Origin of the sequence: Paenibacillus sp. PastF-3 (assembly GCF_029893135.1) — a bacterium.
GTDB lineage: Bacteria > Bacillota > Bacilli > Paenibacillales > Paenibacillaceae > Paenibacillus_AQ > Paenibacillus_AQ nitricinens.
Genome location: NZ_JARXWM010000027.1, coordinates 24,790 through 42,127, shown reverse-complemented (window position 1 = coordinate 42,127; position 17,338 = coordinate 24,790). Strand labels below are relative to the sequence as shown.

The window sequence follows — 17,338 nt, the reverse complement described above, 5'->3', positions numbered from 1 at the left end:
CAAAAAAATGAACTTATTAATGATGTGAATTTAACCTTGCGTAATGAGGGTTTGCCATTCGGGCTTGGGCGTTCTAATTATGATAAACTGAAACAATATAAAGTGATTAGGCTTGGATTGGATAGAGACAGGAGGATGGAAAATGAGCTTTGTTGCTGTCAAAAATGAGTACAAGCGTTACAAAATGGGTGAAAGTGTGATCGTTGCCAACGACGGAATTGATTTTGAGATAAATAAAGGTGAGTTTGCAGTGATTGTCGGCCCCAGCGGTGCGGGCAAATCGACGGTGCTTAATATTCTTGGCGGGATGGATTCTGCTGACGAAGGCCAGGTCATTGTGGACGGTACGGACATTGCCAAGTTCAGTGCCAAGGAGTTGACGGGCTACCGCCGCAATGACGTGGGTTTTGTGTTCCAGTTCTATAACTTAGTGCCGAATCTCACCACACTGGAGAATGTTGAGCTTGCTTCTCAGATTTCCCCGCGTGCACTAGATGCGCGTAAGGTGCTTGAGGATGTGGGACTAGGTGCACGGCTGGATAATTTTCCGGCTCAGCTGTCTGGTGGTGAGCAGCAACGTGTCGCTATCGCCAGAGCGCTAGCTAAACAGCCAAAGCTGCTCCTCTGCGATGAACCAACAGGTGCGCTAGACTACAATACTGGTAAGCAAGTGCTTAAGCTGCTTCAGGATACCTGCCGTAACACAGGCACTACGGTCATCGTAATCACGCATAATTTGGCGATTGCACCAATGGCAGACAGGGTTATTGAGATTAATAATGCTAAGGTACGGAAGATGGTAACCAATCCTTCGCCAGTATCTGTTGAAGATATCGAATGGTAAGGAGAAGGCATCTATGAAAAAGCGTGCGTTATGGAAAGATATTTTTCGTGAAATTAGGCACACTAAGGCCCGATTTATTTCGATTTTTGCAATCATTATGCTGGGTGTTAGTTTCTTTTCCGGCATCAAGTCAGCCGGTCCGGATATGCTGGATACAGCCGGAACCTTTTATCAAGAGACGAGACTAATGGATCTGAAGGTGCAGACCAACTATGGTCTGACCGAAGATAACATCGGCCTGCTGAGCGATATACCGGGCATCGATGAAGTCCAGCCGGGTTACAGTACGGATGTGTTCAGCGGTGATAATGCTTTGATCCTCAAAGTCCATTCTTACCATTCAGATAAACCTCTTAACCAGTACAGTATGATTGAAGGACGTCTTCCAGAGGTTTCCGGAGAAATCGTATTGGATGACAAGCTGGCTGGAAAATATGCGCTGGGTGACAAAATAACCTTTAGCGGTGACGGAACGGATGCGGAGCTGTCGAACAACTTTGCGTCACTGAACTATACGGTTGTAGGTTTTGTGCGAAGCCCACAATTTATAGAAAAGAGTACCCGGGGCACCAGTGGGATCGGCAAAGGTATGGCCGATGCATTCGCAGCAATTCCGGAGTCAGATTTCAAGCTTCCGGTGTATACGGAAGCCTATCTGTCCTTCAAGGATACAGCCAGTGTGAAGGCTTATTCGCCAGAGTACGAGGCATTGATCGAACAGCATACTAAGGCGGTAGAGCAGGCGCTGTCCGGCGTGCCGGAAGCTCGGCTTGCGGAGATGCGCGCGGAAGGTGAGAAGGAGCTGTCCAGTGGACGAGGTAAGGTGACCGCCGCCGAGCAACAGCTTGCTGAATTAAAGCGCCAGCCAGAGGTGGTGCAGCAGGAACAAGCTGCAAACATGAAAGCTATTACTGACGGACTGGTCTCGGCCAAGGCGGAACTAGCTGCAGGGGAGCAAAAGCTTGCAGAACTGGGCCTTCCGAAGGTCTACGTCACTGACCGAAGTGCCAATCCGGGATATGCCGAATATAAAGACAACGCTGATCGATTGTCGGCAATTGCGAGTGCGTTCCCGGTATTCTTTTTCCTGATCGCTGCGCTGGTCAGCTTGACGACTATGACTCGGATGGTCGAGGAGCATCGTTTGCAGATCGGGACACTTAAAGCGCTTGGGTATGGGAACCGTGACATTATGGCCAAATTCTTGGTTTATGGTACGCTTGCCAGCTTGACGGCTTCGGTTGCGGGACTTGCGCTCGGATTTACGATGTTTCCAACCATTATCTATAATGCGTACAGTTCACTTTATAATCTGCCGGATCTTATCAAAAGCTTCTATCCGTCGTATTCCATCATTTCCATTATAGTGGCGCTAATCTGCACTACATTGACGGCTTGGATTGCCGCGCGGGTAGAACTACGAAGCAACGCTTCCGTATTGATGCGTCCGAAGGCGCCAAAGAGCGGGCAGCGGATTTTACTGGAGAGAGTTACTTTTGTATGGAAACGGTTGAGCTTTGTTCAAAAGGTTACCGCACGGAATTTATTCCGCTACAAGCAGCGGATGTTCATGACAGTGTTCGGCGTGGCCGGCTGTACGGCGCTGATTCTGACCGGTTTTGGTCTTAAAGACTCGATCGGCAGCATTGCCCCCCAGCAGTTCGGCACGATTATGAAATATGATGCACTTGTAGCGCTGCATGAAGATGCGTCTGCTGATGTGCGGGATGCCTACGAGCAATTGATCACTGGCGAGTCCACTATAACTGGATCACTAAGTGTGGCACAGGAAACGATGAAAGCGCACAGCAGTGGTGTAAATGATCAGGATGTGCATATGTTCATCCCTGCATCTGTTGCTGCGATATCCGATTATGTGGAGCTGCGGGATCGAGTGAGTGGAGAAAAACGCACGCTTTCGGACGAGGGAGCTATAATCTCGGAGAAGCTGGCTAAATTATACGGGCTTGAACCCGGCGACCCATTGAATGTGGTGGACAAGGATAACGAGACATTCAAGATTAAGGTCATAGGGATTACAGAGAACTATGTAATGCACTATGTTTATATGACACCTGCGTATTATTCTTCCGTATTTGGACATGAACCGGTGTTCAACACAGAGCTGCTGAACTATACCACGCACGACAAAGCATGGGAGGACAAGTTCGGCGAGAAGCTAACGGACAATGAGGGAGTGGCAGCGGTCAGCTTTTCCAGCAATGTAGGTACTGCCTTTGATGACACCATGAAGAGTATGGACGTTGTAACCTTGGTGCTCATTGTATCGGCTGCTGCTCTGGCTTTTGTCGTCCTCTACAATTTGACCAATATTAATGTCTCTGAGCGGATCAGGGAGCTATCAACGATCAAGGTATTGGGATTTTATGATAAGGAAGTAACGTTGTATATTTACCGTGAGAATATGCTGCTAAGCCTACTCGGCATTGTAGCCGGATCGGGTCTTGGCATTATATTGCACAGCTTCGTCTTGAATACAGCTGAGCTGGATGCAACGATGTTCGCGCCGATTATTAAGTGGCCAAGCTATGTGTATGCCGCACTCTTAACACTGCTGTTCTCAGGCATAGTCATGGCTTTCATGCACATTAAGCTCAAACGGATTCATATGATTGAGGCGTTAAAGTCGGTAGAATAAGCGGAGCTTCCACACCAAAAACAAAAGTTGATCCTACTTAACCACAAAGGACCGCTTCGAACAGCCATTGTTTTGGCTACTCGAAGCGGTCTCTTTTGCTTTGAGAGGCGATGGAATCTTTTAACGTGAGCCGATTGATAACTTCATATGCAGGATAGGAAAAGGATTACCCTGTTCATCTAGTGCAGAACGCTCAAAAACTTGAAAACCCATATGCTCATAGAAACCTAAGGCCTGCGGATTTTGTTCATTTACATCAACGTAGCGTACGTTCAGTGTCTGTATAGCATAAGCAACGAGTGATTTTCCAATGCCTTTTCCCATTGCAGCAGGTTCTACGAATAGCATTTCAATCTTGTTATCCTGAATCCCTATGAATCCAAGCGATTGGTCATGGTCATCTATAAAAGCAAGCAGATGACTTATATGCTCCATCCCTTGTATAACCAGTGGCCGCAACGCATCAATGTCCTGTTCAGACAGGAATAGATGTGTATGCCGCACAGAGGATTCCCAAATATTCAGTAGACGGTATAAACATTCTTCATTTCTAGTGTTGATTGGTTGTATTGAGTCCATGTCTTCCCTCGCATTTTCACTTAATTCGAAGAAGATGAAGCTGCAGCCGCAGCCGAAGCGGCCGCAGCCCCTGCAAGAGCAGCCTGCTGTGCGATCACAATATTAGTGATGCTGGTGGAAAGCATCGAGGTTACAATGCCGCTTTGCACATCCTCTACATATTTGAAGGCTACTAGCGCAGCTGACAGCAGTAGCAATTCCTGCTTTACAATGGACCAGCTGCCAAAGCCTTTTTTGGTACGCAGTAATTCGAAGGTCTCTGAGACTTCCGTAACCATGTCCTTATTGTTGGAGGAGAGCAAAGTTAGCACGCCCAGCGAAGAAAGGGTATATTCCTTATCTAACCGGATGCCATGTGCACGGAACGCATCTCGTAATGCCAGTACACGATCCGCTGCTTCTGAAGCTTCTTTTCCAAGAACCAGTACCTGTGTCAGAGCTTGCACACTGTTCCCCGACATAAATTCAGGCTTTAGTGTAGTGTAAAGCTGCTCCATCCGGTCGATGCCGCTGTCCACGTCGATATCGGAAAGGCCGAGCATGGCAGAGAAAATATAATCATCATGTCCGGTAAGGAAACGGTGCTTCGCTTTCATGCTATCGTAAAACATCTTTGCGCGTTCTACCGTACGCTGATACTGATCTGTTGTCGTATTAGCGGCGATTTGATAAGCGGCAACGACGAGATAATCAGAGGCTCTAAATTTGACGTCCTTCAATAAGTCATATACGGTCAGTGTGTTTGCAAGCTGTTGTTCCTTGTCAGCAGAAAGAGAGAGCATAGTAGCAATACTGATTGCCGAGTTCCCCCTAAACGAAGAAAACATTCCGGTATTTTCTTTAATAAGCTCGTGGCTCGCACGAATCGCATCCTCATCTGCACTTTTATTCTCTGCTGTGTACAGTAACCCCGCCAAACGGCTAACCATTGCATTATGCCAAGGAAAAGCCTTTTTGATCCTCAGCGCGTTCTCTGCGAACAATTCAACCCTTGCTGCAAACTGCTCGTTCATTGGATACACCCCTCAGTTATCTATAATTCATAATATTACGAAAAATTTCTGAGTTGGATTCATTTGTTTGGGGTGTTTATTGTTTTTAGATCATAACCAGCTCTTTAGCATACCGTTTGCCTGACGAAAGGAGGCTGTCGCTCAGTTCAGGGTCATTTACTGTCCGTGCAAGAACTAGAGAGCCAACCATGGTGCTGAACAGTGTGCTACCTTTGGACGCGTCAATGCCCGCCAGCGTGGAGATGAATGTAACCATCCGCTCTAGTTCCTGCGTGAATACCCGTCGAACTTCTTCGGAAGAACGGGCTATTTCGGCAGAAAGGGCAGGAATAATGCAGCCCATCTCCGTTTTGTCGCGATGATACGGACTTAAATAATAATCAATGACCGCATTGATTTTGGGTTTCTGCTCTTCCTGCTCCGCAACCTTCTGCAAAAGTGTGATGGTATCACTGATGGCATACCGGCAGGCTTCGGCGACCAGTTGTTCTTTATTGTCAAAGTGGGAATAAAACCCGCCATGAGTTAACCCGGCACCCTTCATAATGAAGGGAACACTTACATCATGAATACCATGCGAGCGAAAAGCCTGAGCAGCACTTTCAATAATCGTATTCCGCACTTTTATTTTATGGCCTTTGGGATAGGGCATTATAATCACTCCACAGCTTCATAAGTATACTTTTTAAAATATTATAATCATCATAATAAAGCCTGTCAATTTAGCGATTGTGAGCACTATTGCTGATGAATAGCTAAACAGGGTTGTTGACGGTTTTAAAATATGATGATAATAATATATTACGGTCATCATATTTTAAAATAACTTTAACAGGAGGTAGCGACGATGAGTAAGCTTGAATCCGTAGAAACGTTGGTCATTGGATCAGGTCCGGGAGGGTATGTAGCGGCGCTGCAATCTGCCCAGCTTGGGATGAAGACGGCAATTGTTGAACGCAATCAGCTTGGCGGGGTTTGTACAAATGTTGGGTGTATTCCATCCAAAGCATTAATTGCAGAGTCTCATCGTTACGAGTTGTTTAGACTGTTCAGCTCTTCAGAGGCGGCAGTGTCATTTAAGAATGCTCAGGATTTCAAACAGGGAATTGTGAATAAACAGGCAGGTGGAGTTAGCTATTTATTAAAGACGGCAGGTGTGAATATTTTGGAAGGAGAGGCAAGATTGGTTGATGAGCATACGGCGATTATCAGTCAGTCTGGGCAGGAGCAAAGTATTTCTTTTAAAAACGCCATCTTGGCCACAGGATCACGTCCGATTGAGCTGCAAGCCTTTCCGGTTGGCGGACGTGTTTTATCTTCTACAGAAGCTCTGTCACTCTCCGAAGTTCCAACTAGCTTAGTTGTTATTGGAGGGGGATATATAGGGATTGAACTGGGGCAAATGTATGCCAAATTTGGAACAAAGGTAACGATTCTGGAGGGAGGAGATCAAGTGCTGCCTGGATTTGAGGCGGAGCTTGTGAACCCTGTTGGAAGGCAGTTGAAGGCTGATGGGATTAAGATGATTACCGGAGCGACAGCTGTGAACGTAGTGCAGAGTGCAGACACCATCACACTGCATTATTTGAAAAATCAGGAACAGCTGCATGTGACAGCGGAATATATGTTAGTCACTGTCGGGAGAAAACCAAATACAGACGGCAATTTAGGGCTGGATCGTATAGGCTTGCCCGTGACGACTAGAGGATTGATTGAGACAGACGAACAGTGCAGAACGGCTATTCCGAATATTTTTGCAATTGGGGATATTACGTCAGGTCCAGCCCTTGCTCACAAGGCGTCCTATGAAGCTAAAATTGCGGCAGAAGCCATTGCAGGCCTTTCCTCCGAGGTTGATTATAGAGCCATTCCGCTTGTTGTTTTTTCTGAACCAGAGTTAGCGAGCGTGGGCTTAAGTGAAACAGAAGCAAGAGCAAAGGGCATCCCGATTGTAATTGGTAAATCCACCTTTGGGATTAACGGGAGAGCATTGGCCCTGAAGGAAACTGAGGGCTTCGTCAAAATTGTAGCAAATCCGATCTCAGGAATCGTGATGGGGGCCCAAATCGTTGGCGTGGAGGCATCCACACTCGTGTCGGAGCTTGCCCTTGCCATTGAGATGGGAGCCACTGTGGAGGATTTGGCGATGACCATTCACCCTCATCCTACATTGGGAGAAGTGATTATGGAGGCTGCCGAAAATGCGGTTAGAAAAATGATAAGGGGAGAGCGTGGAAAATGAAGATAAAAGCAGGCTTGTATATTGGAATTGCGGTTGTGTTGATCTTTGGAGGGTCGCTGCTTGCAGTAAAAGGTAAGGATGCTGTTAGTCAGGCTGAGAGCAGGAAGCAAGGGATTCTTGATGCAGAGCAAAAGACTATATTTTATCAGAACAGTCCAGGGTCAATTGTTGAGGTCCGTGTGGCTGTAGGTGATTCTATAAAACAGGGAGAGGTATTGTTCAAGGTTAAATCCGCTGAAGAAGGAGAAACAGATGTACTCGCGCCTGAGGACGGATCGGTCAACAGGATGGTTGTAAAGCCGGGAGATCAAGTACAGCAAGGCATGCCACTGGCGGTGCTGCAAAAAAACAGCTTTTATACAGACCTTTACGTACAGGAAAGTGAAATCCAAAAGCTAAAGGTGAATCAAAATATTGGGGTTCATTTTCCGTATTTGGAGCATGAAGCGGAGGTGACGGGTGTAATTACTTCCATCGCAGCCGCCCCTCAATTTGCGAGCTTACGTATGTCACGTGAAAAGGGGCAAGCGGATTTAAGTATGTTTCTTGTCCGTGTAGTTATGGATGCGAATGCTGAGTTGCTTCCGGGGATGACAGCGGAGGTGAAGCTCGATGAAGTCACTGATTGATGAGTGGAAGTACGTGGCGGGCAGTAAGTATTTACGCCTGATTTTTATTGGTCCGCTTATTGCGGCTCTGTTTTTTGGCTTGATGTTCTCGAAGAATCAAATCAGCGAATCGCATGTTGTAGTTATTGATGAGGATCACAGTTCGTATTCAAGGCAGCTGATCTCTAAAATCAATGCCTCTCCTTATATGAAAGTAACCAATGTGTACGCCAGCCGCTTAAATCCAGAAACTATACTGGCAAATGAGCAAGCTGTCGCAGTTATCACGCTTCCTAAAGAGCTGGGACAACATCAACAGCAGGGGATTTCAACGAATATCGGCATCTTGATGGATAACACGATGCCCTCAGGGCTAACCGGCATCCGAACTGCCATTCAGGAAGTCATTCAGACGGAGAATATGACGCTTTCGATGACCCGTCTGATTCAGAAGGGGATGGATGCCGAAGCCTCTAAAGGGCTTGTTTCACCGTTATCTCTCCAACAGCGGATGTTGTTCAATCCGACCACAAGTTATGTGAGCTTTATGGTCATTGGATTTGTGAATATTGTGGTGCTGATGATTACAACAAGCGCAGCGGGCGCCATTGTCCCGCGTTTGCGGCAGGAAGGAAAACTTTTTACAAACGGGAAGTCGCCTTGGCAAATTTGGATTCGTAGTGTCCCTTATGCTGTCTTGACCACGCTTTCGTTGCTCCTATGTTATGGCTTATTAAAGCAGGTGGGGGGAATGCGTTTTGAAGCGGCGCCTTATCTTTTTATTATTCCGCTGCTTGTGTATGCCTTTGCTTTGTCCCTTATGGGCCTGTTGATTGGCTATACCGCCAAAGACGCTTCCAAAGTTAATTTACGAACTAATTTCGTATTGTATCCGTCATTTCTTGCTACTGGAATCCAACTGAGTCCACTAGCGTTTCCTGCGTTTTTTCAAATTTCCGCTTGGGTATTACCGATGAACTGGCTGAACCGGCTCATACGCGGGATGGCTTTTCGGGATGGGGCGTTATCTGCCTACAGTCTGGAGCTGGGAGCGCTGCTGATCCTTATTGGCGTTGCTTCCTTATTAATTGGATTATTGGTGCTCCAGGAAGTGAAGAAGCAGGAGGTTTCGTTCTCGGAATCCGTCAGCGCTTCAGTAATCTAGTCTAGTCGTGCAAACCGTTGTTCTGTCTTATCAAGATATTTCACCCGTTCTTCCAAGCTGCGATCTGACATGCCGGCATAATTATACCAACGGAGGTTCTTTCGTATGCCCATTTTGCGGAAGGTTCCTCTGAACAGGATTTTGGTGATAGGGTTGCCAAATATCCAGCGGTAAACAAAGTCGGGCGTGTTCATTACCGTCAGCAGGGATACGCCTTTCATATTCGGGAGTAAGCATTTAAAGGGCCGTCCAGGTTTGATTTCCTCATAGACAATGCCTTTTGCGAAGACCTTATCCAGAAAGCCTTTGGTAAGAGCAGGCATGGCCTCCCACCATATAGGGAATAGGAAGACGATATGATCTGCTGCGATAAGCCGTTGCTGATAATTGGCGACTAGAGGGTCGACGGTTTTCTTTTGTCGCCAAGCAGCAAGTTCTTCGTAAGACATGATTGGATTAAATCCATCGGCATGCAAATCGATAAGATCGATCGTATGGCCTTTAGTGGTAAGACCTCGCATCACGGAGGCTAGCAGAGCTGCGGAATAGCTTCGCTGATGTGGGACATTCTCGGACGCCGATGCTCCGTATGGATGATCAAAAATAATTAAGACATTCATATAAATACCTTCTTTACGTTTTATTGTTTCCTGGAAATAAAATAATGACTATGGAAACAATAGTACATTTTAAGTTTCCTTGTTGTCAATATTATTTCTAGGAAACTTTATTTTTGAGCTGTGTCTTGTTAAGATGATCATAAGATGAATTTACGAGGAGACTTAACAGTGACGCATTCTTTCGAGAACTTACCGAATAAGGATTTATTGATAAAAAAACTGATAGAGATGATTCCTCAATTACAAAAACGATTTCAATCGGAGGATGATGAAGAAAAGGAATGGCTGCTCCAGAACTGTAGTAATCCACTTATCATTGATTTTCTCCAAGACTCCACAGTCATGATGCTGCATGTAATAGATGCAATTGGACAGCTTGAGCCGGTGAATGGCACTACCATTTCGAAGCATTTCGGAATTCCGAAAGGTAGCGTGTCCAAAATCACTAGAAAATTAGTTCTGCAGCAAATGATTCGCACGGAGTTTCTCCCCGATAATAAAAAAGAAGTGCTGTTTCTTACAACACCTCTCGGAAAAGAAATATTCGATTTGCATCAAGAACTACATAAGGAGATGAATAAAGGGATAACTCGGTTTCTACAAAGATATAACACAGATGAATTATTATTTCTGATGCAAGCGTTCGAGGATACTTTAGAAGCATCATGGGTTCATTCGGAATCGGATGCTGAAGAAGAACTATTAAATGCTGGAGAATCACTTGAGGTAATGGACAGCGATGAAATGAGTCAAATCGTAGAAATGCTTAACCAACTGGACACGCGCAACCTTAAAAAAGCTAAAGCCATTCTGCAAGATGTGTTTTTTACCTCTTTTGAGTAGCTTTATAATTTTTGACAGTGGCTTATTTTCTTTTCACTTTTCCAAAATTGCTCTAAAAGCATGGCCAGTATAGTGCCGACAAGCAGACCATTACTGCAAATATATCGAAGTGTGGAAGGAAGACTCTGAAATACCGCTGGAGGCAAAAACATGAGTCCAATGCTCACCAACAACGTTATTCCTAGTATCGTTAATCGGCGATGATCAAGCTCTTCCTGTAGCAAGGATTGGAATGCAATCCCTACGATTTGTACAAAAGTAGCTAGAAGTGCTGCACTGGCTACAGGAGCTGGAAGTAACGCTAGCACATTGACAACGGACGGCATTAGCGCGATAACGGTTAGTAACATACAGGCCATAAGAAATGGCCGAATTCGCTTTTGCCCTGTTAATTTCATAAAGCCCGCCGAGGCTGGTAAAGGAACAACTCCTATCGTTGAGAATAGGGCGGCTAGTATATGAGAGATCCCTCCCGTCCAAATCCCTCGGCTTAATGCTGTTTTTTCATCTTTCGGTAAAACCGGAACTACTTGTTTTACAGCGGAAATAGAAGAAATTGTATTGGATACTAACAAAAACGTAAACAACAGTGAGGTAATCACGATCCCTAGATCAAATTGAGGTAATCCCCAAGCAAAAATATGAGGGAACTTCAAGACGGGGGTTAAAGCTGTAAATGCTGGCCCCACTTTCCCGAATGCTGCAAATAATGCCGAACCCAAGCCGATTCCAATCAGTACGGCGTAACTACTAATCCATCCTCTTCCTTTAATAGAGAGAAAAATAACAAGTCCAAAAATAAAAAAGGATATGAGTGCTGCTATACCATCTGGTTCGGCGCTTGTTTCCTGTACTCCAAGCATGCCCTTGACTAATACACCGCTTAATTGCAAGGCGAGAATGAATAAAAATGAACCCGAAACTAAGGGTGTAAATAAAAATTGAAGCTTATAAACTAACCCTGTAGTTCCTAATATGAAAAGAACAAGCCCGGCTACGATTAATCCTCCTTCTAGAATTTGTAAGGCATTTATTTGATCTTGCCCTTGAATTAAAGCTAAGTTGCCTAATATGATAAAGATACTTACCCATGATCCCGCAGGACCGTCTGCAATAGGATATTTATGTCCTAACCATCCCTGAATAAATGAACTGATTCCTACAACGAAAAATGTCCGCTGCATTAAGGTTGAAATTTGTTCAAACGACAATTGAAAAATACCTCCAATGACAATGGGCAGCGCCACTGCATTGGCTAGCAAAAAAATAAACCATTGTATAGTGCTGAGACTATCGGTAACACATTTGTTCTTCATATCTACTCACCTTCACTATTGTTAACTATACAATCTATACGGAAAATGCAAGCCACCTTTCAATGTGAAATCGTTAAAAGGTGGCTTGCTCCTTAATCTATTACCATTTGCGATATGGCAAAAACTTTCCGTTCATCGTCAGAAGGATACGGTCACCTTTCGGATCTTCTTGCTTCTGTACGTCGAATTGGAAATCGATCGCGCTCATGATACCTTCGCCAAGTTTCTCCAAAACAAGTTCTCTAATCGTTGGACCGTATACAAGCAGCATTTCGTATAGGCGATACAGTCCTGGATCTGTAGGCGGCATAGCAATGACATCGCCACGGTGTGGGATTTGTGTGAGTGCTTGAACGACTTGTTCATCGAGTTCAAGCAATTCCCCCATTTTATCTGCTTCATTACGCGTCATTGTCGCTTGGCCCAACAGTGCAGTTACAACCCAGCTCTCTGAATGCTCGCTTTCCTTTGCAATTTCGCCCCAAGTTAATCCTTTTGCAAATTTAGCGTCCAATATTTGTTGTGTCGCTTCTTTTCTATTCATATTTTATTGCTCCCTTTAGTTTAGTATAATGAGTATCGCTTAGTGCTTGTCGTAGCCTGTTACTTGTTCATATCCATTTACAATCAGATCGAGTTTACCAGTGTCGGGTGCAATCACCAGACCATGAACAGCTACCTCTTTCGGAATGAGCGGATGATTACGCACCAGATCTATGTTTCCTTTAATCGAATCTACGACATTCGTAAAGCCGAACAACCATTTATGAAGATCGATACCTGCATATTCAAGTGAAGAAAGAATTTCTGGTGTCGCGACTCCACGATCCATTATTTTTTGAAGTGTTCCTTCAGGGTTACTTTGACTCATGCCACAATTGTGGTGACCGATAATATAAATTTCTTCCGCATTCAGTTCATAGACAGCCGTTACGATACTGCGCATGATGCTTCCAAATGCATGGGTAATCGTTCCACCTGCTGTTTTGATGACTTTGGCATCCCCATTGTGTATATTTAGGGCTTTAGGTAACAGTTCAATCAGTCGTGCATCCATGCATGTTACGACAACCATGCGTTTTTTAGGGAATTTTGTTCCCTCATAAGGTAGATACTCCTTGTCTTCTACGAACTGATCGTTATACTCTAAAATTTCTTGTAATAGCATTCTTGGACCTCCTTTAAAGTGTTTAGTTATCACTGTTTCAATGGCTACTAACTAGTGAATCAGGATATAACTAAGTATAGATAGTCATGCTTAAATGCTGAATAAGTTGGCGAAACGCTATATGTCCATTTGCTTTCATGACGAAAGGATTGATTTTTATTTTTGATCATATCGATTTTGCGATACTAGCATTACTAAAAGAGAACTCCAGAATTCAGTGGAAGGACATCGGCCAAAAGATACATATGACCGGCCAAGCGGTCGGAAATCGCATTAGACGTTTAGAAGATTTAGGGGTTATCGAGCAATATACGATCGTTACTAATAAAGCAAAGCTAGGACTGTCTATCACAGCCTTTATTACATTTTTTGTGGAATCAGCCAATCATCCTTTATTCCAGAAGTTCGTGATGGCAGAGGATGCTATTACCGAAGTGCATCGAATTAGCGGAGAAGGATGTTATGTGTTAACCGGACATTTTGCTTCTAATGAGGAGCTTGAGGCATTTCTGGCACAACTTTTGAAACATGGCAATTATCGAGTGAATCTATCCATCGGAAAAATAAAATCATAATCCATGCCAAAATAAACCGCTAGAATTACAATGCGGTCTATTTTGGAGAAGTAGTAAAGAGGGGCATAGACCCTTCTTTTTTTTCGTTCCATTTATAGTTTCTGATAGTGATTTAAGAGATTCTTAACTTTATCCTGAATCATTTGTTTTAAGGCTTCAGGCTTCACCGCTCTAACATATTGACCATAACGCATGAAATAATTAGCTAGAAATTCTTCTTCGCCTGGATGATAGAATCCCTTAATGATAGTTCTCGGGCCAGCTTCTATTTCCATAGAAGGATAATGTTCTTTATAAAAAATATCCTTGGCTTGTTCCTCGATCTCAACTTCAAAGTGAATATTGCTCGCAGATTGATAAAATTCTAAGGAACGGCTAAGAAGTTCTTCTAAAGAATAGCGGGCTGCTCTCTTATCTTCTTCCAAGAAGGATATTCTATCCCCTCTGTAAACCCTATATTTATTCGTAGTAAGCTCTATTCCAGTAGCATACCATTGCCCAAACTTTGCGGAAATTCTGAAGAATTGCACAGAGTAGCTTTTTAGCTGGTTGTTTTTTGTATATTCAATGTTACAGGCACTCTCATTTAGAATACTTGCTAGGATTTTATCTAAGAAACGACTAACATGCTTATGCTGAACCATTTCGAATTGTAGAACCTTTTTCATTTTATGAATCTGGTCGATTTGTGTATTCGATAGACAGTGTTCGAACTTTTCGTTTAGCTTGTTCACACTTAAATGAAACGGAGTGGATTGATAAGATTCTAAGGTCAGCATGGCAAAGTACAGTGCATACACTTCATCCATGGTGAAAATAATAGGGGATAACAATCTATTTTTTAAAATACCATATCGTCCATATCTCCCATGCTCCGAAAAGATAGGCATACCTAATTGTTCTAATGAAGCAATATCACGTAGCGCTGTGCTTTTTGAAATATTATATTTCGCCATGAGGTCACTTAGATTAAAAAACTCTCGCCCGTTTAAGTATCGCATCATGTCATTTAATCGTTCTGATTTCATCATATAAAAAGCTCCTTATTAAGGTGTCATGTTTTGATACCTTTATATATGATAATAAGTTCAGGGCCACATATCAAACCTACGAAGGAGAGTTATACGATGAGCGCAACACTAGAAGTAGCTATTTTCTTATCGATGAACGGAAGCACAAAGGAAGCTATAGAATTTTACGAACAACATTTTAAGGCAGAGGAATTGTTACGTGTTACTTATCAACAGCTTGCAGAACGTGACAGTTCCATACAGCTTACGGATGAGAATAAGGATTACATTACTCACTCTGTCTTGTTAATCGGAAAAACAAAAGTAATGATAGCAGAAGATACAATGAATAAGAATGAGAAATATACAGTGGGGAATAACACATCATTGTGTATACAAAGTGCTGATTTAGAGGAAATTGAAGGTTTTTATAAAAGCTTAGTGACAGATGAGCGCGTAAAGATTATTGCTCCTTTATCTAGTAATGTGTTCAGCAAAGCCTATGGCATTATTGAAGACCCATTTGGTATTCAAATTCAATTGATGTTTGATGAGAGATTACATTCATAAAAATATGTAATTTGCGTCTAATGCACACCGAGTGAACCGTTCAGCTGACCATCAATCAGGAAGTTATCCTGATGGTGGTCAGCTTTTTTTTGAGTGTATTGTTGCTATTTTTCTGAAAATCGTTGAATTATTATGCATAAAGATGTATAGTGATTTTTAATTAACGTTAATTAAGTAAATAAGGGTGTGAAATATCTTGACCAAAAACAAGCTGAAAGAAGTGGCGATGAGATTATTCGGTGAGAAGGGGTACGAAGGTACAGCTCTTTCTGAAATTGCGAAGGAAGTTGGCGTGAAGACTCCGGCGATCTATGCTTTTTTTGAGAATAAAGAGGATTTGTTTATGACGGTCTTCCGTGAGGCGATGTTGTCCTATAACACTTATATTCAGGAGTTGTCGGAAGATCAGAAGGTGCTGAGTGCGAAGGAAAGTCTTCGTGGCATTCTATCCAGACAGTATCAATTCTATCAGCAGAGTCCTGAAGCAAGCAAAATCGTACTGAGGTATGTAGTCTTTCCACCTGGATTTTTGAAGGAAACGATTGAGGAAGCATTCCTGGCGTCGGACGCCATACTGACGAAGATCATTGAACAATTCATCTCGCAAGGGATGGAAGAGGGTGTAATTCGCGATAAATCCGTGCAGCTTCTCGTAGACGCTTTTCTCAACTTGATGGATGGATTAAGCATGCAATATTTCTATTACACTTCTAAAGGAATATATGAGCGTAAACTGAACCATGCGTTTGAAATGTACTGGAATGGGGCGTCCTCATAGAACTACGGAAGATGATAACAACAAGGGGATGGGGAGAATGGCAGAAGTAAGTCAAGTAAAGCAGAAGGATTCAAGCTCGGGGGATTTTGAGAGAGAGCCCGTTCCTATACATATGCGTAAAAGATGGCTGTCCATGTCGCTTGTCTGGATCGCCATCGGGATTGATTTATCAGCAATGTTCTTGGGGGCACAGCTTGGCAATGGCATGAATCTCACAGATTCGCTGACAGCTACGATCATCGGATCGATGATTCTAGGGGTAATTGGAGCTATGTGTGCATATGTAGGTGCGAAAACGGGTTTATCTACGTCGATGATCTCACGTTTTCTATTCGGAAATGTAGGTGCACGTGTCGTTGCGATTATCCTCGGTATTTTCTCACTCGGTTGGTTTGGGGTGCAGGTCGGATTCTTCGCTTCGAATATGCAGACTGCGTTTAGTCAATTATGGGATATTCATTTGTCCCTAGGCGTGCTTTCATTTATAGGCGGGCTGCTGATGATGTCGACGGCTATTTGGGGGTATCGATCCATTGAGCGGCTAAGCACCTGGTCCGTGCCATTGCTTATTTTATTTATCGGAGTGGCTATTTATTCAGCGTTCCACACCAAAGGAGCTTCAGCTGCCTGGGAACCGATTAGCGGTGCAACGATCCCAATGGGAACAGCGATTTCGCTTGTTATCGGTATCTTTATTGTGGGTACGGTGCTGTCACCTGATATAGCTCGTTGGGCACGTACTCCTATGCATGCCATTACGGCTGCGTTTATCGGCTTCTTTGTAGGAAACAGCTTTATGGCGATTGTGGCTATCTTTCTATCTAGAATCATGGATACAGATGATCTAACGAATATTTTCATTGCGCTGGGGCTTGGTCTTCCTGCGATTATCGTCTTAACACTTGCGCAATGGACGACGAATACGAGTAACTTATACTCAGCATCGCTAGGTTTCTCTGTCGTGTTCCAAAAAGTACCGAAGAAGCTGATTACGATTATTGCTGGTATTATTGCTACGTTTCTTGCCGTATTAGGGATCTATGATAAGTTCTTATCTTTCCTAAACATTATTACGATGTTTGTCTCACCCATCGGGGGGATTTATACATCTGAATTTTTGCTTGTGGATCGAAAGAAATTCACTTTTGAAGGTTTGGACCGCAATAAAAACTGGGTGATTCGCTCCTTAGCCGTATGGGTTGCAGCTACATTATTTGCTTTTATGACCACCGCAGCTCCAGATGGATTTGGATGGTTCCAGGTGACGAGTGTTCCGGCATTAGATGCCTTTATGTTCGCCTTTATCGTGCAATGGATGGTCGGCAAAATCATGACAAAGAAGGGATAA

18 protein-coding genes are annotated in these 17,338 nt (G+C 43.7%); 10 read left to right on the top strand and 8 right to left on the bottom strand.

The genetic code is table 11. The annotated features are described in order from the left end of the window. Window positions 1-142 precede the first annotated feature (142 nt). Complete coding sequence (locus M2444_RS31190; protein ID WP_042184895.1) at window positions 143-844, top strand: ABC transporter ATP-binding protein; 702 nt, start codon at window positions 143-145, stop codon at window positions 842-844. 13 nt (window positions 845-857) lie between these two features. After that, window positions 858-3,503 (top strand): ABC transporter permease, encoded by a 2,646-nt coding sequence (locus M2444_RS31185; protein ID WP_094876794.1) that lies wholly within the window; start codon window positions 858-860, stop codon window positions 3,501-3,503. 120 nt (window positions 3,504-3,623) lie between these two features. Here M2444_RS31185 and M2444_RS31180 read toward each other — a convergent pair whose 3' ends face one another. From M2444_RS31180 to M2444_RS31170, 3 genes are all read right to left on the bottom strand, one after another. Beyond that, window positions 3,624-4,082 carry a GNAT family N-acetyltransferase gene (locus M2444_RS31180; RefSeq protein WP_280788950.1) on the bottom strand — a complete coding sequence of 153 codons (459 nt, stop codon included), beginning with the start codon at window positions 4,080-4,082 and terminating at the stop codon, window positions 3,624-3,626. A 20-nt stretch (window positions 4,083-4,102) separates the two neighbouring features. After that, window positions 4,103-5,095 (bottom strand): DUF4003 family protein, encoded by a 993-nt coding sequence (locus tag M2444_RS31175; protein ID WP_094876796.1) that lies wholly within the window; start codon window positions 5,093-5,095, stop codon window positions 4,103-4,105. A gap of 85 nt (window positions 5,096-5,180) precedes the next feature. Next, window positions 5,181-5,747 carry a TetR/AcrR family transcriptional regulator gene (locus M2444_RS31170; RefSeq protein WP_094869994.1) on the bottom strand — a complete coding sequence of 189 codons (567 nt, stop codon included), beginning with the start codon at window positions 5,745-5,747 and terminating at the stop codon, window positions 5,181-5,183. Between the two features lie 195 nt (window positions 5,748-5,942). Here M2444_RS31170 and lpdA point away from each other — a divergent pair, with 195 nt between their 5' ends. Genes lpdA through M2444_RS31155 form a run of 3 tightly spaced genes read left to right on the top strand, consistent with a single transcriptional unit; the run spans window position 5,943 to window position 9,110 of the window. After that, entirely contained in the window at window positions 5,943-7,337 is a 1,395-nt protein-coding gene (lpdA, locus tag M2444_RS31165) for a dihydrolipoyl dehydrogenase (RefSeq protein WP_280788949.1), read from the top strand. After that, window positions 7,334-7,966, top strand: coding sequence for a biotin/lipoyl-containing protein (locus M2444_RS31160; protein WP_094876799.1), 633 nt, complete (start codon window positions 7,334-7,336; stop codon window positions 7,964-7,966). The genes lpdA and M2444_RS31160 overlap by 4 nt, the downstream gene beginning before the upstream one ends. Further along, the gene (locus M2444_RS31155; protein WP_094876800.1) at window positions 7,950-9,110 is read left to right on the top strand and encodes an ABC transporter permease; all 1,161 of its coding nucleotides are present in this window, start codon (window positions 7,950-7,952) and stop codon (window positions 9,108-9,110) included. The genes M2444_RS31160 and M2444_RS31155 overlap by 17 nt, the downstream gene beginning before the upstream one ends. Here M2444_RS31155 and M2444_RS31150 read toward each other — a convergent pair. Beyond that, window positions 9,107-9,730 (bottom strand): NAD(P)H-dependent oxidoreductase, encoded by a 624-nt coding sequence (locus M2444_RS31150; protein ID WP_094876801.1) that lies wholly within the window; start codon window positions 9,728-9,730, stop codon window positions 9,107-9,109. The two genes, M2444_RS31155 and M2444_RS31150, sit on opposite strands and share 4 nt — an antisense overlap. A gap of 168 nt (window positions 9,731-9,898) precedes the next feature. Here M2444_RS31150 and M2444_RS31145 point away from each other — a divergent pair, with 168 nt between their 5' ends. Continuing rightward, complete coding sequence (locus M2444_RS31145; protein WP_256989800.1) at window positions 9,899-10,573, top strand: helix-turn-helix domain-containing protein; 675 nt, start codon at window positions 9,899-9,901, stop codon at window positions 10,571-10,573. Window positions 10,574-10,575: 2 nt separating this feature from the next. Here the strand turns inward: M2444_RS31145 and M2444_RS31140 are convergent, their stop codons facing one another. The 3 genes from M2444_RS31140 to M2444_RS31130 form a co-directional block, all read right to left on the bottom strand. Continuing rightward, window positions 10,576-11,889 (bottom strand): purine/pyrimidine permease, encoded by a 1,314-nt coding sequence (locus tag M2444_RS31140; RefSeq protein ID WP_094876802.1) that lies wholly within the window; start codon window positions 11,887-11,889, stop codon window positions 10,576-10,578. A 100-nt stretch (window positions 11,890-11,989) separates the two neighbouring features. After that, a complete protein-coding gene (cynS, locus tag M2444_RS31135) occupies window positions 11,990-12,433 on the bottom strand; it encodes a cyanase (protein ID WP_094876803.1) in 444 nt (147 codons plus the stop codon). Between the two features lie 39 nt (window positions 12,434-12,472). Beyond that, window positions 12,473-13,057 carry a beta-class carbonic anhydrase gene (locus M2444_RS31130; protein WP_094876804.1) on the bottom strand — a complete coding sequence of 195 codons (585 nt, stop codon included), beginning with the start codon at window positions 13,055-13,057 and terminating at the stop codon, window positions 12,473-12,475. A gap of 137 nt (window positions 13,058-13,194) precedes the next feature. Here M2444_RS31130 and M2444_RS31125 point away from each other — a divergent pair, with 137 nt between their 5' ends. Further along, entirely contained in the window at window positions 13,195-13,632 is a 438-nt protein-coding gene (locus M2444_RS31125) for an Lrp/AsnC family transcriptional regulator (RefSeq protein WP_094870003.1), read from the top strand. A gap of 92 nt (window positions 13,633-13,724) precedes the next feature. Here M2444_RS31125 and M2444_RS31120 read toward each other — a convergent pair whose 3' ends face one another. Further along, entirely contained in the window at window positions 13,725-14,663 is a 939-nt protein-coding gene (locus tag M2444_RS31120; RefSeq protein WP_094870004.1) for a helix-turn-helix transcriptional regulator, read from the bottom strand. Window positions 14,664-14,759: 96 nt separating this feature from the next. Between M2444_RS31120 and M2444_RS31115 the strand changes: the two genes are divergently transcribed. The 3 genes from M2444_RS31115 (at window position 14,760) to M2444_RS31105 (ending at window position 17,338) form a co-directional block, all read left to right on the top strand. Beyond that, window positions 14,760-15,212, top strand: a complete 453-nt coding sequence (locus M2444_RS31115; protein ID WP_280788948.1) for a VOC family protein — start codon at window positions 14,760-14,762, stop codon at window positions 15,210-15,212. A gap of 196 nt (window positions 15,213-15,408) precedes the next feature. Further along, window positions 15,409-15,990 (top strand): TetR/AcrR family transcriptional regulator, encoded by a 582-nt coding sequence (locus M2444_RS31110; RefSeq protein ID WP_094870006.1) that lies wholly within the window; start codon window positions 15,409-15,411, stop codon window positions 15,988-15,990. Window positions 15,991-16,027: 37 nt separating this feature from the next. After that, a complete protein-coding gene (locus M2444_RS31105; protein WP_094876807.1) occupies window positions 16,028-17,338 on the top strand; it encodes a cytosine permease in 1,311 nt (436 codons plus the stop codon).